Source organism: Schaalia sp. HMT-172 (genome assembly GCF_030644365.1).
GTDB lineage: Bacteria > Actinomycetota > Actinomycetes > Actinomycetales > Actinomycetaceae > Pauljensenia.
The window spans coordinates 2,253,297-2,275,650 of sequence record NZ_CP130058.1; the positions used below are offsets into that span (position 1 = coordinate 2,253,297).

At 66.7% G+C, this 22,354-nt stretch carries 17 protein-coding genes and 1 CRISPR repeat array (1 of these 18 running past the window's edge); of the genes, 5 read left to right on the forward strand and 12 right to left on the reverse strand.

The window, feature by feature from the left end; all coding sequences use genetic code 11:
• Nucleotides 1-1,893: a CRISPR direct-repeat array (repeat unit 28 nt; unit sequence GGCTCATCCCCGCTCACGCGGGGAAAAC) (it extends 6,674 nt beyond the left edge of the window).
• Nucleotides 1,894-1,914: 21 nt separating this feature from the next.
• The 8 genes from cas2e to QU663_RS09465 are packed head-to-tail and all read right to left on the reverse strand — an operon-like array spanning nt 1,915 to nt 11,052.
• On the reverse strand, nt 1,915-2,316 hold the full coding sequence (gene cas2e, locus QU663_RS09430; RefSeq protein ID WP_021610636.1) for a type I-E CRISPR-associated endoribonuclease Cas2e: 402 nt from the start codon (nt 2,314-2,316) through the stop codon (nt 1,915-1,917).
• A complete protein-coding gene (gene cas1e / locus QU663_RS09435; RefSeq protein ID WP_021610635.1) occupies nt 2,313-3,275 on the reverse strand; it encodes a type I-E CRISPR-associated endonuclease Cas1e in 963 nt (320 codons plus the stop codon). Before cas1e ends, cas2e begins: the two co-directional genes overlap by 4 nt.
• Entirely contained in the window at nt 3,272-4,021 is a 750-nt protein-coding gene (cas6e, locus tag QU663_RS09440) for a type I-E CRISPR-associated protein Cas6/Cse3/CasE (protein ID WP_021610634.1), read from the reverse strand. Before cas6e ends, cas1e begins: the two co-directional genes overlap by 4 nt.
• Entirely contained in the window at nt 4,021-4,749 is a 729-nt protein-coding gene (gene cas5e, locus QU663_RS09445) for a type I-E CRISPR-associated protein Cas5/CasD (protein WP_021610633.1), read from the reverse strand. The genes cas6e and cas5e overlap by 1 nt, the downstream gene beginning before the upstream one ends.
• Nucleotides 4,746-5,870, reverse strand: coding sequence for a type I-E CRISPR-associated protein Cas7/Cse4/CasC (cas7e, locus tag QU663_RS09450; protein ID WP_021610632.1), 1,125 nt, complete (start codon nt 5,868-5,870; stop codon nt 4,746-4,748). The genes cas5e and cas7e overlap by 4 nt, the downstream gene beginning before the upstream one ends.
• A 48-nt stretch (nt 5,871-5,918) precedes the next feature.
• Nucleotides 5,919-6,569 (reverse strand): type I-E CRISPR-associated protein Cse2/CasB, encoded by a 651-nt coding sequence (gene casB, locus QU663_RS09455; protein ID WP_232210892.1) that lies wholly within the window; start codon nt 6,567-6,569, stop codon nt 5,919-5,921.
• Nucleotides 6,566-8,236, reverse strand: coding sequence for a type I-E CRISPR-associated protein Cse1/CasA (gene casA, locus QU663_RS09460; protein WP_021610630.1), 1,671 nt, complete (start codon nt 8,234-8,236; stop codon nt 6,566-6,568). The genes casB and casA overlap by 4 nt, the downstream gene beginning before the upstream one ends.
• Nucleotides 8,233-11,052 carry a CRISPR-associated helicase/endonuclease Cas3 gene (locus QU663_RS09465; RefSeq protein ID WP_021610629.1) on the reverse strand — a complete coding sequence of 940 codons (2,820 nt, stop codon included), beginning with the start codon at nt 11,050-11,052 and terminating at the stop codon, nt 8,233-8,235. Before QU663_RS09465 ends, casA begins: the two co-directional genes overlap by 4 nt.
• Nucleotides 11,053-11,622: 570 nt before the next feature.
• Here QU663_RS09465 and QU663_RS09470 point away from each other — a divergent pair.
• The 4 genes from QU663_RS09470 (at nt 11,623) to QU663_RS09485 (ending at nt 14,588) form a co-directional block, all read left to right on the forward strand.
• Nucleotides 11,623-12,984 (forward strand): hypothetical protein, encoded by a 1,362-nt coding sequence (locus QU663_RS09470; RefSeq protein ID WP_021610628.1) that lies wholly within the window; start codon nt 11,623-11,625, stop codon nt 12,982-12,984.
• Between the two features lie 106 nt (nt 12,985-13,090).
• Nucleotides 13,091-13,579, forward strand: a complete 489-nt coding sequence (locus tag QU663_RS09475) for a phage holin family protein (RefSeq protein WP_021610627.1) — start codon at nt 13,091-13,093, stop codon at nt 13,577-13,579.
• Nucleotides 13,576-14,016, forward strand: coding sequence for a DUF3618 domain-containing protein (locus QU663_RS09480; protein ID WP_021610626.1), 441 nt, complete (start codon nt 13,576-13,578; stop codon nt 14,014-14,016). The genes QU663_RS09475 and QU663_RS09480 overlap by 4 nt, the downstream gene beginning before the upstream one ends.
• A gap of 293 nt (nt 14,017-14,309) precedes the next feature.
• Complete coding sequence (locus tag QU663_RS09485; protein ID WP_021610625.1) at nt 14,310-14,588, forward strand: DUF3073 domain-containing protein; 279 nt, start codon at nt 14,310-14,312, stop codon at nt 14,586-14,588.
• Between the two features lie 160 nt (nt 14,589-14,748).
• On the opposite strand, the gene purM is transcribed toward QU663_RS09485, so the two are convergent.
• Both purM and purF read right to left on the reverse strand, forming a co-directional pair.
• Nucleotides 14,749-15,909 carry a phosphoribosylformylglycinamidine cyclo-ligase gene (gene purM, locus QU663_RS09490; RefSeq protein ID WP_021610624.1) on the reverse strand — a complete coding sequence of 387 codons (1,161 nt, stop codon included), beginning with the start codon at nt 15,907-15,909 and terminating at the stop codon, nt 14,749-14,751.
• A gap of 100 nt (nt 15,910-16,009) precedes the next feature.
• The gene (gene purF / locus QU663_RS09495; protein WP_034479989.1) at nt 16,010-17,578 is read right to left on the reverse strand and encodes an amidophosphoribosyltransferase; all 1,569 of its coding nucleotides are present in this window, start codon (nt 17,576-17,578) and stop codon (nt 16,010-16,012) included.
• A gap of 175 nt (nt 17,579-17,753) precedes the next feature.
• Between purF and QU663_RS09500 the strand changes: the two genes are divergently transcribed.
• Entirely contained in the window at nt 17,754-20,270 is a 2,517-nt protein-coding gene (locus tag QU663_RS09500; protein WP_304990563.1) for a (Fe-S)-binding protein, read from the forward strand.
• 109 nt (nt 20,271-20,379) lie between these two features.
• On the opposite strand, the gene QU663_RS09505 is transcribed toward QU663_RS09500, so the two are convergent.
• Both QU663_RS09505 and QU663_RS09510 read right to left on the reverse strand, forming a co-directional pair.
• Nucleotides 20,380-20,592: a molybdopterin-binding protein gene (locus tag QU663_RS09505; protein WP_021611900.1), complete on the reverse strand. Its 213-nt coding sequence runs from the start codon at nt 20,590-20,592 to the stop codon at nt 20,380-20,382.
• A gap of 76 nt (nt 20,593-20,668) precedes the next feature.
• Complete coding sequence (locus QU663_RS09510) at nt 20,669-22,321, reverse strand: hypothetical protein (protein WP_296494227.1); 1,653 nt, start codon at nt 22,319-22,321, stop codon at nt 20,669-20,671.
• Between the last annotated feature and the right edge of the window lie 33 nt (nt 22,322-22,354).

The window sequence follows — 22,354 nt, forward strand, 5'->3', positions numbered from 1 at the left end:
CGTTCATTCCCGCGTCACCCCACACGCTCACGCCGGCTCATCCCCGCTCACGCGGGGAAAACCCGGTGTCGAAAGCAAAGCCCGTGACCTGCTTCGGCTCATCCCCGCTCACGCGGGGAAAACGTCCTGTTCGCGCTGCGTCATCCTAGCGGGCCGGGCTCATCCCCGCTCACGCGGGGAAAACTTCAGCTTGCCGTGGTGCTGCTCAGCACCGTACGGCTCATCCCCGCTCACGCGGGGAAAACGGGCGCGGCGCTCCCCTGGTCCAGGCCTGGCGGGGCTCATCCCCGCTCACGCGGGGAAAACGGCGGCCTAGGGTGGTCGCCACGTCGGTCACAGGGCTCATCCCCGCTCACGCGGGGAAAACTCACCCCACACGAGGGTACGGACAGCCTGTCCGGGCTCATCCCCGCTCACGCGGGGAAAACGCTCATGCTGAGCTCATCATTGGCTGCCATGCCGGCTCATCCCCGCTCACGCGGGGAAAACGGCGGCCTGTCGCCGTGGAACAGCAGCTGCGAGGGCTCATCCCCGCTCACGCGGGGAAAACGAGGTCCCCACACACCCCGAGGATGAGTCGATGGGCTCATCCCCGCTCACGCGGGGAAAACCGCTATCAATGTCATCCAGAATACCCATTGTCGGGCTCATCCCCGCTCACGCGGGGAAAACGACTTCCCGGCCTGTCGGTGGTATACACGCGCGGGCTCATCCCCGCTCACGCGGGGAAAACGCGTTCGACAGTGGCCAGATCGGACTCCCATCCGGCTCATCCCCGCTCACGCGGGGAAAACCCGTTTGTGGGGTCGCGTGGAGCGCGCGTTCTAGGCTCATCCCCGCTCACGCGGGGAAAACCGCGATGAAGGAAGGCGTGGGAGCGTCCGCGCGGGCTCATCCCCGCTCACGCGGGGAAAACTCGGCAATCATGCCAGTGAGCGTGCCGAGGCTGGGCTCATCCCCGCTCACGCGGGGAAAACCAGAACGGGGACGACACAACGCCGCCCAGGAAGGGCTCATCCCCGCTCACGCGGGGAAAACAGCCGTATGAGTGAGGCCGAGCAGGACAGGGTGGGCTCATCCCCGCTCACGCGGGGAAAACCTAACAACTTCAATCTAACTCAGGGCACCTGCAGGCTCATCCCCGCTCACGCGGGGAAAACCTGCGAGCGCAGCCGGCGCGCAAATTCGCGCTGGGCTCATCCCCGCTCACGCGGGGAAAACATGCTACGCAGGAAGTCGCCCGCGTACATGGCCGGCTCATCCCCGCTCACGCGGGGAAAACCTTCAGCGGAACGCTGAAGCTCCACTGCGACAGGGCTCATCCCCGCTCACGCGGGGAAAACACTACCTGACGCTGCCTGCACGTCCGGTCAATGGGCTCATCCCCGCTCACGCGGGGAAAACGGCCCTGCTCAAAAACGGCGCATATACCGGGAAGGCTCATCCCCGCTCACGCGGGGAAAACTGGACAAGGTGCGCGGCCATCAGGGCCACGGCGGGCTCATCCCCGCTCACGCGGGGAAAACGGTGTCGGCGACGCCGAGGGCGACTACCCGATCAGGCTCATCCCCGCTCACGCGGGGAAAACGAAGGCTGGGAGGCCGGCGGCGGCGCTATCACCGGCTCATCCCCGCTCACGCGGGGAAAACATGGGCGTGGTTGCTGAGGGCGCGTCCGCCGCGGGCTCATCCCCGCTCACGCGGGGAAAACATGGGTGTGGTCGCTGAGGGCGCGTCCGCTGCCGGCTCATCCCCGCTCACGCGGGGAAAACACGAAGAAGGCGGACCGGTCGAAGATTCACCGCGGCTCATCCCCGCTCACGCGGGGAAAACCTCGTCCGTCCAAGCCGCTGCCCCGCCCATGCGGGCTCATCCCCGCTCACGCGGGGAAAACACTCTCTGACCTGCGCTTTTATCAAGCGGATCGGTCAGATCTTGGAAAGCCTTGAGCTTTGCGCCTCTTCTGGAAGTTACTCATTGATGGACGCTTACGCAACTGACGCGCCGCAGGATCAGGCTCGGAATACTGGCCTCGCCCTTCCGAGTAGTAGGGCCGCATCATGAGGGTCAGTCCGTCAAAATCGACGGGCTTCCATGGATCGCCCCAGGTCAAAAAGGCAAGACCCTGCTCGTTGCGCGCCCGATAGACCAGGACCGCCCGCCCTGTCTTCATGTTCTCTGTGACAATCTCCCACAGACGCTCGCGCACACGGGCACTGAGAGTCCCAACGAAAACACCGGGAGAAATCTCCATGAGCCACCGCGTCACGTGACCCCGCAGGCCCTCGGGAACCGCAGATAAGACGAGAACGATCACGAGAAGTCGCCCTCTTCGTAGGACACACCCGCCGCGACTGTCCCTTCATGGTCATCCCACAGGCGTAGGTCGTCCACGATGAGGTCCTCGTCGTCTTCAACGTCCAAGGCCCCGGACACCGACAGAAGATTCTTTATGTCGGCAACGCACCGCTCCAGGAGCCGAAACTCCCGAACTGCGTCACGGACAGCCTTTCGCGCAGCACTACCCACAGCCTCGTCTGTGGGCGATGCTGCCACATCGAAGGCGATGGGAATAGTGAGATCAGCCTTGTACAGGTCAGCAATGTCGTACACGAACGAACGGTAGGTCCCGTTGTGTATGAACCCCAGCCCCGGGCTACACCCCAGCGCAACAATCACAGCATGAACAACCCCGTATATCGCATAGTTTGCCGCAGACAACGCCTGGTTCACGACCGACCCGTCCTCGAAGTTGTCCGGGTCGTACTCGCGTCTATCCCAGGGCACACCCGTGCGCTGGGAGTGTTCACGGTACAGGCGGCGCACGCGGGCACCCTCGCGTCCGCGCAACTGCTGAAGACTCAGCTTCGACACGTCCTCGCCCGCAAAACGCATCAAGTACATATTGCGAGCAACGGTCAGCCGCATCGACGGATCGCTCACTGCGCGAGCCTGCGCCTCCAGCAACCGTGAGGAGCGCGAGGGCGGGGTGCCGTGCGCGTAGTACCGCACCCCGTTCTCACCCACCCACACGATGGTCGATCCACTCTCTGACAGCACCGATACCGCCGAGTGCGTGATCCGCACCCCGGGTCCCAGCAACAGCACCGACAACGCCGCTGCTGGGACGTGGGCGATTCCGTGCCCGTCGGCCACGGTGATCGCGTTCGAGTCCCGGTTAATCGTGCACCGCTCGACATACAGGAATGTCAAACGGTCCCGAACGCGCACCAAGTCCTTCGGGTCAGGGGGCCTCGCCCCGGGGATCGGTCTCATGACCGGGCGAGTGTCAGCAGTCCGCAGCCGTACGCTTTCCCTCGTCCTATCCCATGGACGAGGCCGTGGCGCAGTGCATCCGGATCCGTTACCTCGAGCACGCCCTCGAAAGTCGCGACAGCGAGCGTCACTCGCGCGCCCTGCCGCTTGAACTCGGCAATGCTACGTTCAACCCCATTAATCAAGAGGTTCGCCCCGTCGACGCGGCGACCATCCCGATCCTCTAGGACGGGCAGATCCCCACCGTACTCGGCAGAAGTCAACACACGGAATCCGAGTCGCTCAGAGCGATCCAGCACCCACTGCGTCTGCTGATCCTGGGTCACGTGAGCGAGGACCCTCTTGCGTCCCCGCGCATTGACCTGACTCGCCTCACGGAACGTCGGATTCACACAGAGACGGAACCCCCACCTCTGGCCGGCCTCAAGCCGATCGAGGAAATCACCCATGTCGCGGACGAGCACTCCACCATCGGTTGAGTATCCGGCTTCCTCGACGATGTGCGAGGGATCCGGGGGAACCGGGCTCGAGATGAAGAGCGCACACGAGGGGCTCCCCTGCCGAGAAGGACCACTTCTCGCGAATGGAGGACGATCCAGGCGCCACAGCACGCGAGGCATCCCAGCACCCTCCAAGGCGCCCGGCGGGAAACAATTCATGACGGCCGCATGCAGAACCTGACGGCTCCGCATGAGCTGCCGAGCACCCCTGCGGTGCGGGTTGAGGTAGATGCGTGTCAGATACATCAGAGCACCTCCATCGGGTCATGGACGAGGCCGGGGCCGGCGTTCGGCCGCGCCTCCACGTACTGCGGGTTTTCCAGATCGACGCGCGCCTCCTCGACAGTTCGCAGAGTGTAGGTACGGCGTTCGGAGTCAAAGCTGATCGGCACGTCCTGGATGGTGTGCTCGAACGAGACACCCACGTCGGAAGGGATAATCCCCTGATCGGCAACGACGCGGACGGACACGTACTGCTCGTAGCGCTGCTTCTTTTGGTAGTACGCCGAGGCCATCCACGGTGTTTCCCGCACGGCTTCCCATGCCTCCCCTCGACGCACGGCGAGGCGCAAGGGCATGGTTGGCGGACACGAGCGACGACCGAGGTACAGAGGGAACACCGGTCGGAGGATCGCCTGCGACAACCCCTCGATCACGTCATCCGGTCCCTCAACGAAGGCGCCGAACGTCGCATCCGCCCAATAGAAGCGGTCGGAAAGAGGCATCGATGTATCACCCCGATGCGCCGTATGAAAGTCGCGGAGCAACTGCCCCGGCTGGTCGACCCGCACGGCGAAACGAAGCTCGGCCAGGTCCTCGATCGGATCGCTGCGCCTGCGTCCCTGCGCCGCCGCGAGCAGACCAACCAGCGCGCTTTTCGTGGGAAAAGCCTCCGTCGACCTGCGCGTGAATCGACTGGATGAGCCCCACGACTGCATGGGGCCAGCCAGTCGCAAGACGAGTACCGAACTCATCGCTCGCCTCGCACAGCGTCCACCGTCGCGCTGCCCAGATCGACCAGGCGAACCTGGGCACCCAGTGCGGAGAAGGCCTCGCCCCGAGGCGTGGTCCACGTGGCGAGAGAGGCGACGGGCTCAAGACCGGTGAGGTCGCGCAGCTTGGACTCGAACTCGACGAAACGCTTGACGGCAGGCTCGGCGAAACCGCGCTGCCCCGCGACGATCGGGTCTTCGAAGGCGCCCGCCATGTTGATCGGCTGATCGTTGCGCACCTGAACCAGGACAGCGTCCGGCAAAGTACGGTTCGCGAACGTCGTAATCTTTCCTGTCGGCATCGACCGAACAAAACTATCCACGAAGAGCTCAATGGCACGATCCGCAACCGCATCGTCTCCCAGATTTTCGCGAAGCATACCAACGTTGATCGTCGCGTAGCGGTACACCGTCGCAGACGCGAACTCGATCGTGCCGATCATTCCCGCACCCTCGTCGGCCTCATCGTTGCGCTTTTTCTCGTCGTCGACGGCCGTGTAGTAGTCGTACTCGTGCTCAACCGCGCCGACACCAATCGCGTGGGCAACCTGGCACGCGGCATCCACGTTCAGAGCATTCGGTTCGGCGACCATACGGCCGAACAGAGCAATATCGATAGAGTGATCCGTATTCACGAGGCTACGCGGCTTCAGCTCCTTGAACGCTGCCGCAGGATCATCCTCGTGAGCAACCGAAATCAACGCATCTGCGACGTGCTCGATCTGCTTGGCCGACAGGAACACGAGGAATCCGGCTTCCTCCAGCTCCTTGTCGCTCTTATTCTTGTTCGGCTTAGCAAGCTTGAAACCGATGGCCTTCAGCCCCATCTCGGCGAGGTCGACAGACTGCGAGTCGAGGTCCGGACGCTTATCGACGATTGAACGCGCAACTAGCTCGACAATCTTCTTCGTGCGCACACCGTAATTTCCATCGGCGATCTTTCCCTCGAAGTCCTCACGCGTCGCACGCTTGATGGCCTGCGAGGACATGCGCATACGCTGGACTCCGCCGAAGGTGGCGGTCTTCGGAGCACCCGTATCATCACGGTTCGGGTTCGAGGGAGGGAGGGTCTGCAGAACGTGGATATCAACGAAGACGGACATTGTTATTCCTTTCACAAATGAAGCTTGTTTGATTGCGGCGCCTCGACGTCACTCGTCAGAGGCAGAGTCGGTCTGGATAGTTTCAGCGGGACGAGCAAACTGACGCCCCCAGTTGCGCATGACGGACGTGCGATGACGCGGGTCCTGCCACGTGTAAAGATCGGCTGCCAGCTGCGCGTAATCACAGGGGATCTCGGCAGCCTCGAGCTGAGAGACGAGCGAACGCAGATGCACGAGAAGCCCCTCGAAGGTAGGGGCCTGAACAGCCGCGGAAAAACGCCGATAGATTGGGGTCTCCTCGGCCCGCTTATCGCCGCTTTGTCCCTCAGCCACGACTCGGATCGCGGAAGCGAAGCTGCGCGGACGATCCGACGTGTCGTGCATCGGCCTCGTATTCGATCCCTGGTGAAGCGCCCAGAGAGTAAGAGCACCATGGACAGCCTTCTCGCCTCTGGTCGGCTCGTCGCCCAGATAGCCGGGGCGGCCATCGAGCGTGAGGTCCCACAGCTCGGGCACCGTTCCAGCTTCTCGTGAAAGCGCTCCCCTCAGCTGCGCGCGAAGTGCGCGTGCCGACGGAGTCTCCTTCCAGAGTCGATTCACGATCAACCCACCGACGCGGCCATACACCGCGCTGCGCGTCGACAGACCTTTCACACCGCCATCCGGAGGGGTCTCCGGAGCAGCATCATTGCTGGTCATTTCGTTCCTTCCTGATTGGTTTTCTGTAACGGGAGATGCTTGTTGAGCGCCGCCCGGAAGTAGTTTTCGGCGATTCCAACGTTCATGTAACCTCTGCCGGTATCCCGGCCGATGATTGCCGACGACGACGCGCCCCTCACGAGCACCGCCTGAACGTCCGTAGCGTGCTGACGCAGCGTGCACTCCCACCGACGCCCGGCGTCCCGCGCGCTTTCGCGGCCATCAACCTGGGTCAGCCACGTCCTGAAATCGGTGTCGACTGCGCTGAAGAAGAGTTCCTTGGCACGGTCTCGGGCCCCGTCACCGGCACCCTCTCCGCTCTCGCCCGCCGCACGCGCGAGATTCGCCGCAAGATTCCCCACGTCTCTGGCAATCTCTTCGGTCAGGCGCACCTGTCGGTCGATTTCGGCTGACAGATCCTCGTGTTCAACTCGCATGACAGCGACCGACAGCGTCAGCTCATCCGAGTAGATATCTTCGAATGTCGCTTCCTGCGGCCCGTAGGTGACGCCAACAGCCTGAATCCGCATCACCTTGGGATAGGCGGTCTCGATCGAGGCGTTGTCGAGCTGGTAGTGGAAGGAAAGCGTCGCCGAGGGGAGGAACTCTTGTTTCGGCTGCTTGTCCACGCCCTGCACGGTCGTCACGGTGGGAAGGGTTCCGGGCAGATTGCGCCAGAGCGCGCGGCCCGCCTCGTATTTACGAGGCATGTAGACGTCCTGCTTGAACTTCTTGGACTGCGGTGTCGAGTAACGCCACAAACTCTGCGGCTCATAACGATGCATCTGCTGCGGCGCTAGTTTGTCTCCCTGAGCAAGGACGACTCCCGTGACACCCTCGCGGTTCCCCACGAGCCTGACGCGGCGCGAATGCCACGTGAGCAGGCGCGGAATGCTGATGTCTCGGGGGGTGCCTGACGGATCGAGCAGCGAGTAGTCTCCGCGCACCGCGCTCTCCGCTTCGGAGACCTCCCAGCTGCATGCTCCCCACTCGGTTGAGCTTTCAACGCCACGCAATTGTGCGGCATCGGTGGGAACCAAATTCAGGACCAGCGTCTCGTCCAGATCCTTGCCCTTGAGCCACACGAGTCCAAGGTGACCGCACCACGATGGGCCGATCGGATAGCCTTTCCCTCCCTTGACTTGAGAATCACCGACTGCACCTGAACGGATGCCCGACGGATCATACGCCTGCGCGTGAACCAGCCAGCGAGCAGCTTCCGACGGGGGAATACACGCGAGAGCACACCCATGTCGAGTGGTGAAAAACTGCTCGCCGTTGGGAACGTCCGCAATCAGTTTTTCAAGCCCGGACACCGCTTCCTTCGCGGTCCGCAAATCCGCAACCTGCATGAAGGGGAAACGACCGCCGAACAGGAAGAAGCGGTCTCTCCACCGTTCGAGATACTCGATCATCTGTTCCGTCGGAGCGCCTTCGTCCCACTGCCTGACCCAGTCGCGTGCATCGCGCGGTGGCGCCACACGATACGCGATGGCCAAAACGAGTCGCTGGATCGCGATGCTCTGCGTCGGTAGCTCACACGCGAGATCGGCAATCTCTGTCGTGCGCCGAAGAAGCTCCAGCAGCCCGACGTCGGCGATGGTCCCGTCGAGGAGCCGGACGGGTATCCACGGCTCGTCGAGCAGGTTGTACTCAGGGTTCTTCATTGACCCTGCACCTCCATTCCTTTTTCTGTGGAGTATGTGAATGTGTGTCCGCACAGGTCGCGCGTGAGGCGCTCCCCGCCGGGGGTTTTGTACATCGCGAGGATCAGTTCTCCCGCCAGGAACGGGTGCTCGCGACACGCCCATTCCGCCGTAATGGGATCATCCCAGATGGCACCTGCAACTGCGTCCACCGCCTGGTCGACGCTCTGCCCGCGAGCGCGCAACGCCCACGGCGGCAGGGAGATACTCCACGAGCAGATGTCGGCGATGCGCCCTCGAGCGTTGTATTCGCCGACCTCAAGTTCTTCATCGTCGGTGGCCCCTCCGGTGAGGGGTGGCGGCACCGGGACGTTGCCCAGCTCGGGATCAATCGCGACGACGAGGACGGGTATCTGGTCTTCGCCGTCTCGCACCGCGGCGCGAGCTGCGGCAACTCCCGGTCCCTTGGTCTCCTCCCCCGTGGCGGCGTTTCCTTGGAGCTTCTCTTCGAGCTCGGGTGCCTGCCATCGTGGAAGATTCGCGCCGTCGAGGCACCACGTGCTCGCCCGCATCCGCGATTGCGCGGTGTTGCGTTCTCGTTCGTCGAGCGCGGTGTCGAAAGCATCGGCCCATTGAGCGAGTCCAACGGCTTCTGCGTCGGAGTAGGCCAGCGCGGTGAGCTGCGCGTAGTCGATGGGTTCACGGACCGTGATCTCGCCACGATCCGAGAGGATTCCGAGGGTTCGCAGGACCGCATGTCGCGAGTAGACATGATCTGTCCCGGTGGAGTAGGCCCACGGCACAGCAAAAAGGTCCTCCACCAGCACCAGGCATCGGGCTTCGTGCAACCCCGCGGGACGATCCGCCCGCTCGTGACGGTGCAGGCGCCCAATGCGTTGCAGGATCAGGTCCATGGGAGCGGGGTCGGTGAGCATGAGGTCGAAATCGACGTCGAGGCTCTGCTCAATCACCTGTGTTGCAACGACGACGTGACGCTGGGGACGCTGTGTGGCCCCCTTTCCAAAGAGTTCGAGCATCCGGCGGTCACGCGCCGCACGCTCAGCTGCCAGGAAGCGCGAGTGCAGCAGGGTCGTCTGCTCGCGCCCAAACACGGCCTTCACCGCGTCATAGGTCTCCTGCGCCTCGCGTACGGTATTGCGAATAACGACAGCGCATCCGCCATCAGCTAGCTCGCGGTCCAGCATCTGCGCGATCTCCCGGGCAGAGCCCATCGATATCGGCACGATCCGCTTGGGGACCTCTGCCTCGCCGTCAATCTCGTGGACGTGCACGCCCGTAGCTGACACCGTCGAGATGACCGGATATCCGATCATGCCCTCGACCAACTGAGCGCCTTCGCCCGATGAGCCACGGCCTCGTCGATAGGCGTCCAGAAGCGCGCGGCGACGCGCGGGCGGCAGGGTCGCGGACAGCAGGACGACGGGGATCTCGTACATGCCGAGCCACGTGAGGGCGGCTTCCAGGTAGGTCTCCATGTACTCGTCGGCGGCGTGCACCTCGTCGATGACGACCACCTTGCCCATGAGTCCGAGATGGCGCACCAGCACGTGGCGCGACTTGAGAGCCGCGAGTAATACCTGGTCGATCGTGCCGACCACGACGGGCGACAGCGTCGAGCGCCAGCGTTGGCCCATCCACCGGCTCGCGTGAAGGCCCTGGTCCTCCTCGTCGTCGTGCACTTCGAGGGGGCTCTGACCACTCTCGAGCAGACGCATGAAAGACTCGTTCAAGCTGTTCTTCCCATGCGCCAGCTGGATGCCCAGCCGCTGCGGCTCATCGCCCAGGATGCTCGTGAGCCAGCTCGTCACGCGCTCGAACATGGCGTTGGTCGTGGCCTGCGTGGGCAGAGCGACGAACACGCCTTGCAATCCCCGGGCGCGCATCAGCACCTCTGCGGCGGCAAAGGCCAGCTCGGTCTTTCCTGAGCCGGGCGGTGCCTCAACGATCATGAGATCCGGGTCTTCGGTAGAGGCGATCTCCACGGCGTTGCGCTGGGCACAGGTCGGCCGGTACGAGGTCGGCCACCCGAAGCGGTGACGGTAGAAGTCTGCGATTGGCTCCTCGAGAGTGGCGGGTAGACGCATGGGGGCAGGAAACGCTGCTCGCTTCCATCCGCGCTCTGCCCGTTTACACTGTTGCCCGGCATCCAGCTCCGGGTAAAACCGAATCGCGCATTCCTCATCTCCCTTGTCGGGGCGGGGGCGCAGCGGAAAGTAGTCCTCATTTGAGGCGAGCCAGTCCGCGATGACGAGCGCCGAGGCATAGGCGGAGGCGACGGCAATGGGGAGCTCGGGCAGCGCAGTTCCTGGCACCTCGAGCGGAAAGCCGCTGCGCCTCGCCATCCACCGAAGAATCTCCGCGCGAGCCTGCCCCCATCGAGGGTCGTCCTGCTCCGACCCCTCTTGTGTCCTGTATTGCTGGCGCGCGACGTTGACCGCACCCGCATCCGGGTAACGCCCGTGGTGAATTCCTACGAGGACCGCCCAATGAACGGCGCGCGCAGCGTCGCCTCCGCCGCGTACAATTGCCTCCTGAAACGCGAACTGACTGACGAGGCCGTGGGGCAAAAATTTGCGTTCCGGATAATCTGCCTTTCGCATAATGCCGAACCCCTGGGCGCGAATGAAAGGTGCGAGCTCCGCTGACTGACACGCAAATTGGGGGCTCACCTTACCGACGTCATGGCTCCCCGCCAGGAACACGAAGGTCGCCCGCGCCTTCGCCTGGTCCCCTTCCCACACGGAGGCCATGAGTCTGCGGTGGTGTTCACTCACATACTCATCGAAGAGGTATCCGGCGACGTCTGCGGCGTCCATGAGGTGCTGAACAACAGACAACCAGGCGGACGCGCCGCTCCCTGTCTTGGCCCAAAAGCACCGGGCAAGGTCGGACAGATCCGAAGCCGTGAGGGCAGGCTGCGCGGCAGGAAAAACAGGCGGCGTCACAACAGGGCGAGGGATACTCGCCTTGCCATCTACTTTCTTTCGGGCCATCACTCCACCTCGAGTTGATTTCGCTTCCTACGCAACCAAAACACGCTACGATGAGTGAGTCTGGTTACTCTGAAATTGTTGAGCCCGGCAGCCCCGACGGGGCAGCCATCACCCCGAGGGGTTGATAGGTACACGATAACATTAAAATTTGACTTATGCAACGCATGTTCAGCATAACGTCTCCACTGCGCGAAGGAAAGAGCCCAAACATAGAAAAATCCCCGCTTTCGCGGGGAAAACGTCCTCCTGATGCATCGCATAGGTTCATCCCTATACAGGGAACACGGCAGCCACAGCCACCACACACACTCGCAGGACCTCACAAACGTATCACCCACCCAACCCCCGCGCGCCTTGACGGCACAATCGGCATGATCCTGAAAGAATGGGGGTATGTCGAACGAGTCGCGTGAAAACCTGCAGGGTACGGATGGCCAGGACGTGGCCGACCTGACGGCCACCACCGGGCAGACCGTCAAGGAGCCGGCCACCACCGGGCAGGCCATCTCGGAACCGGCCGCCGCCGCGGTCGACGCTGCCGTCGAGGGGGCCACGGCCTCGTCTGTGGGCGACGCCCCGGCGCAACAGGCGCAACAGCTGCAGCAACAGCAACAGCAGGCGCCCCAGCCCACGCAGGGCGAGGTCGTCATCGCGCCGCTGCCCGCGCACCTGCCCACCACCGAGCCCCGCCCCTGGTACCGGTCGCGCCGCTCCTTCGCCGCGAAGGGCCACGGCGGCAAGGTCCTGGTCGCCGGCCTGGGCCTGACCTACACGGACAGTGTCACGGGCGCGGTCCTCCTGGCCGACGTCGACATGGGCTTCCGTGCGCGCACGCTCAGCGCGATCCTGGACGCGACGGGCCGCCGCGCGCGCGCCCTCTTCCTCATCCTCGCGGGCCTCGAAGAGCCTCACGCCGGCCGCATCGTCGCCGCACCCTCGCGCTCGTGGGCGGCGCGCCTCGCCGGCCGCATCGGCTCGGTCGCCCTGATCCGCACGGATACACCCCTCGACAACGCGCTGACGATCCGCCAGAACATCCTCGCTCCCCTGTCGGCCACGGGCTCCGTCGCCGACTGGGACAACCTCGTGGGCGCCCTCCAGGTGACGGGCCTCGCCCAGCGCGTGGACCTGCACCCCTCCGAGCTGACGGAATGGGAACGCTTCAAGGCCCTCATCGCCCGCTCCATCGTCTCCGGCGCCGACGTCTTCCTCATCGAGGATCCCGTCTCGCTGCCCGCTGACGCGCGCGCCGAGCTCGAACCCCTCCTGCGCTCCCTGGCCAACGCGGGCTGCGCGGTCGTCGTCTCGACCCCCTCCGTCGAGCTCGCCGCCTCCACGGACCGTGCGATTCTCCTCACGAACGGCCGCGTCGCCCTCGACGCTCCCGGCCCCTCGCAGGCGATCATCACCGCCTCCCTGGAGGCCAACCCCGAGGACCCCAAGGCCCTCCTCGGCCCGATCCCCGCGGCCACCCCCTCCCCCTTCGACGAGGTCGTGGCTGGCTCCTCCGCGCCCACCCCCACCCCGGGCCCGACCTTCGCTGACCCCGCGGCCGACGAGACCGCCCTCATGGCGCCGATCTCCACGGACACAGCCCAGGCCTCGGACCAGGAACGCGCCGACGCCGCCGCGCGCGACATCCCCACGGTCGACGCCGACGACCCGGCGCTCGCCGAGCCGGAGGTCTCCGACCTGGTCGTGCGCGCCCGCAAGATCCTCTCCGACCTGCCCGGCTCGATCGCCCCCAAGGAGTAACGCGACGAGTAGCGCACGGGTCACTGCGAGCCGCCTTTCTTCGTGAGAGACTAGGTTTATCAGGCGAGGCGACGCCTCGTTACCCCCCGCACGCGCAGGAGCCCCTATGACCCAGTCGATCCCCCAGCCCGGGCAGTACCCTCCGCCCGCCGCACCCGAGCAGGCCGCGCCCGGCGCGCGCCACACTCCGCAGCACGCGGCGCCCGCCCCCGAGGCGCGCCCCACCATCGGCACCCTTATCGCGTCCGTCACCGGCCAGCTGTCGGGCATCCTGCGCGACGAGATCGAGCTCAACAAGTCGAAGGCCCGCTCCTTCGCGAAGAAGAGCGGTAAGGGCGCGGGCCTCCTCGCGACGGCCGCCGTGTTCGCCCTGTTCCTCCTGGGCTGGTCGCTCCACACGGTCGAGGTCCTCCTCGCCCTGGTGCTCCCCGCGTGGGCCGCGTCGCTGATCGTCGTTGGCATCCTCCTCGTGATCGTGCTTGTGCTGGCGCTCGCCGGCAAGAGCTCCCTCCAGAGCGCGCAGAAGCACCGCCCGGACCCGGCCGCCTCCGTCGCCGCCACCAAGGAAGCCATCGAGAAGGGACTGGGCAAGTGAGCAACTCTGTCGACCCGCGCAACGTGACCGTCGGCGATTCCGCCGCCGCCAAGCCCTCCGGCCCGCGCACCGAAGAGCAGATCGCCGCTGACCTCGAGCGTCAGCGCGCCGAGCTGGCCGCCACCATCGACGAGCTCTACAAGCGCGTGCAGCCCGCGGCACTCGCCCAGGAAGCGAAGGACGAGGCCACCGCCCGCTTCGCGGCCATCAAGGAGTCCGCGTCGCTGGCCCTGCAGGACGCGGCCGGCGGCAACACGGACGCCCTGAAGAAGGTCGGCATCGTGGCCCTGTCCACGGTCGGCGCCCTCACCGTCATCGTCCTTCTCGCCACGCGCAAGTCCCGCCGCGCGCGCCGCCAGGCCCGCCGCATCGGCCGTGAAGCGGCCGCTCAGACGCTCGCCGCCCTGGCCGCCGCCGACCAGGCCACGGAGGCCTGACGCCAGCGCCTTACCTTCCGTTCCCCTCGCCCGGGCGTCGCGCCCGCGCGGGGGGAACGCGCGTATCCGCCCTCGCCCGCAATCCGTAACGGCGTTCACATCATCGCCCGCTGCGAGCGCAATTCCGCGCCCCTGCACGCCTGAGCGGCGTTCCCCTTTCTCCGCTGTGCGCGCAAAACACGGTCCAAGGTGAGGTCAAGGCCCGTCTTTAGCTATGATGGTCCCACGAAACATTTTGAACACCCAGGGAACCGCTTCACGCGGACCCGAACGACGCGGAGGGGGTCGACGCCATGGGGCGCGGCCGTCAAAAGGCTAAGCAGATGAAAGTCGCTCGGAAGCTGAAGTACTTCAGCCCCGACACCGACCTACACGCACTCCAGCGAGAGCTGGCGGATGAGGACTCGTACACGGCGAATGACGCGGTGGACGAGCCCGAAGAGGACGATGCAATCGACGACGACCTCTACTCGAAATACGCCGACTTCGCCGAGATGCCCGCAGAAGACGACGACATCGATCCGAAGCAGCTCGATGAGTCCTTCTGGACGGGCAGTTCCTCCACCAAGTAACGGCTCAGCCACACGGCGGACCGGCCACCGGTCCGCCGCTTTGGCGCGCCCGCAACGCGTTTTCTGATCCCCACTCGCGCACCCGCGCACGCGAGAAGGGGTCGGGGCCCGCAGGCCGCGACCCCTTCTCGTACAGTCAGTAGACGCCAGGCGCGCCCGCTCAGCCCACGCGGTACTCGCCGTGCAGCAGCACGGCGCCCGCCTGAACGCCCTTCGTGCCGGAGATGAGTCGCACGCCGGAGGAGTCAGCGCCCAGGTCAGTGACCGACCCGAAGCCGGCCACGGTACCGTCGGCGCCGACCGACGTGACGGAGCCCAGGACCCACGCGGCCACCCCGGCCTCGTTGATCGCGGACAGGACCTCGGAGGCGACGGACTCGGAGACGACGGCGACCATGCCGACGCCCAGGTTCAGGGAGTCCTCCATGCCCACCCAGGTGACGTCGCCGCCGCGGCGCACCCAGTCGAACACGGCGGGAACGGTCCACGTCGAGCGATCGACGGTCGCCACCGCGCCGACGGGCAGGACGCGCGACAGGTTCGCGGCCAGGCCGCCGCCGGTCACGTGCGAGTAGGCGTGAATCCCCTCGACGCCGAAGCGCTCGACCAGGTCCAGGCACAGGCGCGTGTACAGGCGCGTGGGCTCCAGGAGCTCCTCGCCGAGGGTGCGGCCGAACTCGGCCACGTGAGACTCCAGCGAGGCGCCCACGCGGGCCACGACCGAGCGCACCAGCGAGTAGCCGTTGGAATGCAGGCCCGATGACGCCATGGCGATGACGACGTCGCCGCCCGTCACGCGCTCGGGCCCCAGCAGCTTGGAGGCGTCCACGACGCCGGTCGCCGCACCCGCAATGTCGTAGTCGTCGGGCTCCATGACGCCCGGATGCTCGGCGGTCTCGCCGCCGATCAGGGGCGTGCCCGTGGCCTCGCAGGCCCGCGCGATGCCGGTGACGATCGCGGCGATGCGCTCGGGGACGACGTGCCCGCAGGCGATGTAGTCGGTCATGAGGACCGGGCGCGCGCCGATCACGACGATGTCGTCGACGACCATGCCCACCAGGTCCTGGCCGATCGTGTCGTGCACGTCCATGGCCTGCGCGATCGCGATCTTCGTGCCCACGCCGTCCGTGGAGGTCGCGAGCAGCGGCCTCTCCATGCCCAGCAGCGCGGAGGCGTCGACCATGCCGGCGAATCCGCCGGTCGCGCCCAGGACGGTCGAGTCGTGGGTGGCGGCCACGGCGCTCTTCATCAGCTCGACGGCGCGGTCGCCCGCCGCCGTGTCGACGCCAGCGGTCGCGTAGTCCAGGGGGGTATCGGTCATGGGTGGTGCCTTTCGCAGGTGGCGCTCGACGAGGCCGGGTCTGGGTGATCGGAGAAGGGGAAACGCCCGCGGCGCAGGGGGTGCGTCGCGGGCGTGGGGGTTAGCAGGGGGTGGCGTCGGGGGTGCCGGGCACGGGAGTCCCGGCGGGGATCGTCTCGGGGTACTCGCCGGTGAAGCAGCCCAGGCACAGGGAATTGCCCTGTCCGGTGGCCGCGACCATCCCGTCGATCGACAGGTAGGCCAGCGAGTCCGCCCCGAGGTGCGCTCGCACCTGCTCAACGTCCATGGAGGACGCGATGAGCTCCGCGCGCGTCGGGAAATCGATGCCGAAGAAACACGGCCACAGCACCGGCGGGGACGAGATGCGGATGTGCACCTCGGCGGCCCCGGCCTCGCGCAGCATCTTGACGAGCGCGCGCTGCGTGTTGCCGCGCACGATGGAGTCGTCGATGACGATGAGGCGCTTTCCTTCGATGACCTCGCGCAGGGGGTTGAGCTTGAGGCGGATACCGAGCTGGCGCAGGGACTGCGTGGGTTCGATGAAGGTGCGCCCAACGTAGGCGTTCTTCACGAGGCCCTGCGCGAAGGGGATGCCGGCCTCCTGTGCGTAGCCGATGGCGGCGGGCGTGCCCGAGTCGGGGGTCGGCATCACCAGGTCCGCGTTGATGGGGTTTTCCCGCGCGAGAGCGGCCCCCATCTCGTGGCGCGCGGCCACGATGCGGCGCCCGCCGATCGTCGTGTCGGGGCGCGCCAGGTACACGTACTCGAAAACGCAGGTGTTGGCGCGGCGCACCGCGAAGCGGCGCGAGTGCACGCCCGAGGCGTCGATCGAGATGAGCTCGCCGGGTTCGACCTCGCGCACGACGGTCGCGCCGCACAGGTCGAGGGCGGCGGTCTCGGAGGCGATAACCCAGCCAGAAGCCAGGCGCCCCAGCACGAGCGGACGGTAGCCGTGCGGGTCGCGCGCCGCGTACAGCGTGTTCTCGTCCATGAAGACCAGGGAGAACGCGCCCTTGATGCGCGGAAGCACCTTCAGGGCGGCGCCGACGAGGGGAGCGGGCTCGGGATCGGTGACCGACGAGGCCGGGGCGGCCTCGTGCCGGTCCGCGTCACCGGGCGTGACGGCGGGGCTCGCGATGAAGGGGGCGGGCCCGGGGATCCGGTCGGCCATGCCGAGGAGGGCGGTCACGAGGGAGGTGTCAGTGGAGGCTCCGCGCTCAAAATCCTCGCCGTCGTCGGCGATGTCTGAGGCCAGCTCGCGCAGCTCCGTGGTGTTCGTCAGGTTGCCGTTGTGGGCCAGGGCGAGCGTGCCCGTGGGGGTGGGGCCCAGCGTCGGCTGGGCGTTGCGCCACACGTCCGCGCCGGTTGTCGCGTAGCGCACGTGCCCCAGGGCGATGTGACCACGCAGGCCCTGGAGGGACTGCTCAGAGAACACCTTGGAGACCAGCCCCTGGTCCTTATAGACGAGGATCTGCTTGCCATTCGAAGTGGCGATACCAGCGCTCTGCTGGCCTCGGTGTTGCAAGGCATAGAGGGAGAAGTAGGTCAGGCGGGAAACGTCCTCGCCCGGGGCCCATACCCCGAAGACGCCGCAGTGATCGTGCGGGTGATCGTCTCCGAAGAGTTCCTGATCGGACAGTGTCATGTCTGGCTGCGAGACGGGAAGCACTCTCTCACTCTGGCATACTTTTCCGCCGTTGGTGGCGCGTATCCACGTTGTAATGAGCACATCTGCACCGCTGAGCAGGTGAATCGGCGCGCAATTGCGCACGCTTTGCCTGCGGATTCGGTCGCCTCGTGGCCGGGATGACACAATGGAGTACAGCAAAACCAGAGGAGGAAACGTGGCCAATCCGACGCTGAGCGCCATCATGTGGGGCTTCGCCCTGCTGATCAGCGCCCTGGCCCTCGTCTCGTTCGGGCGAGGCCTGACGCACATGTGGCGTACCGTCGCAGCGGGAACACCGGATCCGGGGCGCCTGACGCCCGTCGGCAAACGAGCGTGGGGCGTCATCTCCGCGGCCCTCACCCACCGCGAATTCAAGGGGCGCCCGTGGATCAAGGCGGCCCACTGGCTCGTCATGGTCTCCTTCCCGATTCTGTTCCTCACGCTGGTCACGGGTTACGCCCAGCTGCGCGTCCAGACCTTCACGCTCCCCCTCCTCGGCCACTTCGCGCCGTGGGAGTGGCTGACCGAGGTCTTCGCGTGGGGCGGCCTGGCCGGCATCATCGGCCTCATGGTCGTGCGCCAGCGCGCGGGGCGCGGCACGGCCGCTGAGGCAGCCCTCTCCAACGACGACCCCGACGGCGCGGCCGCCGCGGCCGACCCGGAAGGCACCCCGCCCTCGTCCCTGACCCGCCCCCACCCGCGCGACTCTTCCCCGCGCGGCCTCGCTTCCCGGTTCCTGGGCTCAACCCGCTGGCAGGCGCTCTTCGTCGAGTGGGTCATCTTCATCGTGTGCGCGTGCGTCGTGGCCCTGCGCGGCCTCGAATACGCGCTCTTCAGCGTCACTCCCGGCCTCGAGGCCCACGCCTCCGCCCTGCATTTCCCCCTCACCGCCTGGCTCGGCGCGCTCTTCGCGGCGGCCACCTCCTCCTCGGCCACCGCGCTGGCCAACGCGATCGTCCTAGTCAGCGCCCTCAAGGTCATCACCTCCATGACCTGGCTGACGGTCATCGGCATCCAGACCGGCATGGGCGTCGCCTGGCACCGCTTCGTCGCAATCCTCAACCTGTACACGCGCCGAAACGCCGACGGCACCAAGTCCCTGGGCCCAGCCGACCACATGCTCATCGACGGAAAGCCCGTCACCAGCGAGGACGACTTCGATGACCTGCCCGAGGACACGGTCCTCGGCGTGGGCACAATCGACGACTTCTCGTGGAAGGCCCGCCTGGACCTGTACGCCTGCACCGAATGCGGCCGCTGCCAGGAGCTGTGCCCCGCGTGGAACACCCAGAAGCCCCTCTCCCCTAAGCTCCTCATCATGGGCCTGCGCGACCACATGGAGTCCGCCTCCAACGTGCAGATCGTCGAGCAGGAGGAGGGCCACCAGAAGCTGGAAGACGGCGAGGTCCTCCTCGACAAGGGCGTGCCTGCCTCGCCGCACTCCTTCGACCTGGTCTCCGCCCTGTCCCTGTCGGGCGCGACCGGCCCCGAAGGCGTCTCCGCGGTCACCGCCCCCCTGGTCCCCGAGGTCGTCTCCGAAGAGGTCCTGTGGGACTGCACGAACTGCGGCGCCTGCGTCGAACAGTGCCCCGTCGACATCGAGCACATCGACCACATCCTCGACCTGCGCCGCCACCAGGTCCTCATGGAGGGCGCGTTCCCCCGCGAGCTGGGCCGCGCCTTCCGCGGCATGGAATCCAAGGCGAACCCCTACAACCAGCCGGCCCGCAAGCGCATGGACTGGGCGAAGAAGCTGGACTTCGACATCCCCGTCGTCGGCGAGGACATCGAGGACGCCTCGCAGGTCGACTACCTGTTCTGGGTGGGCTGCGCGGGCGCCTACGACGACACCGCGAAGAAGACCAGTGCCGCCGTCGCCGAGCTGCTGCACACGGCGGGCGTGTCCTTCGCGGTCCTCGGCTCGGGCGAGTCCTGCGCGGGCGACCCTGCCCGCCGCGCCGGCAACGAGGCGCTCTTCCAGATGCTGGCCGCCCAGGTGATCGACACGCTCAAGGAAGCCAAGCCCCAGAAGATCGTCGTCTCCTGCGCTCACTGCTTCAACACGATCGCAGGTGAGTACCCCGAGCTGGGCGGCTCCTTCGACGTCGTCCACCACACGCAGCTCCTCAACCGCCTGGTGCGCGACGGCCTGCTCACGCCGATGGCCCCCGCGTCCACGGACTCCACTGCCCCCACGGGCGAGGACACCACGGACGAGGCCGGGGCCGGGTCCACGGACGGCGTGCCCCAGGCCGGTGCACCCCTGAAGGTCACCTACCACGACGCGTGCTTCCTGGGCCGCCACAACCGCGTCTACGAGCCGCCACGCGAGCTCGTCGGCTCCCTGCCGAACGTGGAGCTCGTCGAAATGCCGCGCAACCGCGACCGCGCGATGTGCTGCGGCGCGGGCGGCGCGCACGCCTGGTTCGAGGAGACCCGCGGGACCCGCATCGCGGACGCCCGTATCGTCGAGGCCGCGTCCACGGGCGCGGACGTCGTCGCGACTGCCTGCCCCTTCTGCTCCCAGATGCTCGGCTCCGCCTCGGGCACGTCCGCCGGCTTCGTCTCGGCCGACGCCACCGACCCAGGCTCCGCAAGCACCGACGCCACCATGGCCTCGCCCGGCGGCAAGCTCCCGGAGGTCCGAGACGTGGCCGTCATGCTGCTGGAGGCCGTCAAGCGCGGGCAGTAACGCACGCGCACGGCACGCACCCCTACAGTGTGCACCGCACGCACACACAGCAGACAAGAGGGCGGCCCCGCGGGAGAACCTGCGGGGCCGCCCCTTCGTCTAAAGAAAATCAGTCCTCGACGCCGACGATAACGTTGGAGGCCTTGATGACGGCGACGGCCTTGGAGCCGACGGTCAGGCCGAGCTCCTCGATGGCGGCGTTCGTGATCGACGAGGAGATGACCAGGCCGGGGGCGACCTCGATCTTGACAATGCCGTTCACGGCGCCCTCGGAGACCTCAACGACGGTGCCGGGGAGCTGGTTGCGTGCGGAGAGCTTCATGGTGTGCCCTTTCCTTCGTATGGATGTGAGAACACAGCCACACTAGCGGGTAACACGCGCTTCGTCTACGGCTGGCCTATTCCCCGTCTCCAGGGGAGATTTCCTCCAGGCCGACGAGGAAGCCGTCCTCGTCGATGACGTTGCCGCCTACGAGGGTCGCGATCATGCCGGCCGCCTTCTCCACATCCTGCGTGGAACGCAGGCGCTCGAGGCGCGCGGTGCGGCTCATCGTGCCCGCTCCGGGCGTCGGCGCCGTCCCAGGCAGCCAGCGCACCTGGTACTCGATGATGGCCCCGGCCGTCCACGGCTCCCAGCGCAGCACACGCGGGGGCGTGGGAACCGCGTGGACCTCGATCATCATGTCCGAACGGTTGCCGATTGGGCTCATCAGCGCGTAACCGTCAACGACCTGCGGCTTATCGCGCTGGGCTTCGAGCTCCTCGCGAGCCTTGGCGATCTTCGAGGCGATATCCTTGCGGACCGGCCCCAGCTCAGCCTTCAGCTTCTCGATGTGGGCGGCCTGCGCGGGGCTCAGCGCCGGGGCCTTCGGGGCCTCGGGAACGATGTCGCGCGCGTCCTTCATCTGCTCGAAACCGGCTCGTTCACGCATGGCCTGCAGCAGGTCCTCGGGGTTGATCCAGCGCGGCGAATACACCGTCAGGTTGACCGCCGAGTCCGCGTCGGGGACCATCACGTAGCCGCTACCCGCGATGCGCATGCCGCCCGCCAGTCGGCGCGCCATGCGGTGGAGGGCCTCGAGCACGCGGTACTCCAACCCGATGGGCATACCCTCGGGGAAGGCCTTCGCCCACTCCCCCATCACCGCGTTGGCCTGCTGCTTGGCGCGAGCCACCGGGCACCGCAGGATCCATGCGTTGGTCAGCGTCGACGGGGTTCCGAGGTCGGCGCGGGTCGGCTGATCCAGCGACCACGGGCCCACGAGTTCAGCCTCTGAGGACAGGCGCAGACGCCCCGGGGCGATCCAGCCGGCCTCGTCCCACATGGAGATCGCGAGGGCCTCCAGCTCGGCCGGGTCCACCGCCTCCGACACGAGGAACAGGTGGTGTTCCCTGGCCTCGTTCAGGTCGATGACGCCAGCCGGCTCACTCACCTCGATCGCGGCCGCAATCGGGACGGCGGCCTCGGCGCTGGTGATCTCGCCGTCGGCCGCGACCTGGAAGGCGGGGTCTGTCGTCGTCATCCCACCCAGCGACACATTCGTCTGCGTGAGCGGATTCCCGGTCGTCGCGGCGGTGAGCATCGGGTCCGCGAAGCTGTGGTGCGCGCTCGCCATGCGTTCCTTGAGGGAGCGCCTCACCGGCGAGGCCTGGGGAGCCTCGTCCCTGTTGGTGACCTGGTCTGCGCGCGGGGTCATGCCCGGCAGCGCGACGCCCGTGATGACTCCGGTACGCACCGCCGAGGAGGACTGGTCCCCCGTGCTCTCCTGCGCGGGGCGCTCCGACCGTGCCGGCGCGGGCACGCCAAAAGCGGGCGTCGGCGCGGGGGGCTCGGCGAGCGGCGGCGCGGCGGACACGGGAGCCTGAGTGGGCTCGGGCGCGGGGGGCTCGGCGAGCGGCAATCGGTCGGCGGACACGGGAGCCTGAGTGGGCTCCGGCGCGGGCGGCTGGGCGAGCGGCGGCGCGGCGGACACTGGAGTCTGAGTGGGCTCGGGCGCGGGCGGGAAACTCGGGTCGGCTGACGCGGCGCGGGCGGCGCGCTCGGCGCGCATGCGTTCGAGCCTGGAGGGAGGCGGAGGAGGATA

Bases quoted from the DNA above. Each gene is read 5' to 3' on its own strand.
- cas7e (WP_021610632.1), bottom strand. From the start codon at position 5,870: ATGTCCGTCTTCGTTGATATCCACGTTCTGCAGACCCTCCCTCCCTCG.
- purM (WP_021610624.1), bottom strand. From the start codon at position 15,909: ATGACCGATACCCCCCTGGACTACGCGACCGCTGGCGTCGACACGGCG.
- casA (WP_021610630.1), bottom strand. From the start codon at position 8,236: ATGAAGAACCCTGAGTACAACCTGCTCGACGAGCCGTGGATACCCGTC.
- QU663_RS09470 (WP_021610628.1), top strand. From the start codon at position 11,623: ATGTCGAACGAGTCGCGTGAAAACCTGCAGGGTACGGATGGCCAGGAC.
- QU663_RS09465 (WP_021610629.1), bottom strand. From the start codon at position 11,052: ATGGACGCCGCAGACGTCGCCGGATACCTCTTCGATGAGTATGTGAGT.
- QU663_RS09475 (WP_021610627.1), top strand. From the start codon at position 13,091: ATGACCCAGTCGATCCCCCAGCCCGGGCAGTACCCTCCGCCCGCCGCA.
- casB (WP_232210892.1), bottom strand. From the start codon at position 6,569: ATGACCAGCAATGATGCTGCTCCGGAGACCCCTCCGGATGGCGGTGTG.
- cas6e (WP_021610634.1), bottom strand. From the start codon at position 4,021: ATGTATCTGACACGCATCTACCTCAACCCGCACCGCAGGGGTGCTCGG.
- QU663_RS09510 (WP_296494227.1), bottom strand. From the start codon at position 22,321: ATGCGCGCCGAGCGCGCCGCCCGCGCCGCGTCAGCCGACCCGAGTTTC.
- QU663_RS09485 (WP_021610625.1), top strand. From the start codon at position 14,310: ATGGGGCGCGGCCGTCAAAAGGCTAAGCAGATGAAAGTCGCTCGGAAG.
- cas5e (WP_021610633.1), bottom strand. From the start codon at position 4,749: ATGAGTTCGGTACTCGTCTTGCGACTGGCTGGCCCCATGCAGTCGTGG.
- cas1e (WP_021610635.1), bottom strand. From the start codon at position 3,275: ATGAGACCGATCCCCGGGGCGAGGCCCCCTGACCCGAAGGACTTGGTG.
- QU663_RS09505 (WP_021611900.1), bottom strand. From the start codon at position 20,592: ATGAAGCTCTCCGCACGCAACCAGCTCCCCGGCACCGTCGTTGAGGTC.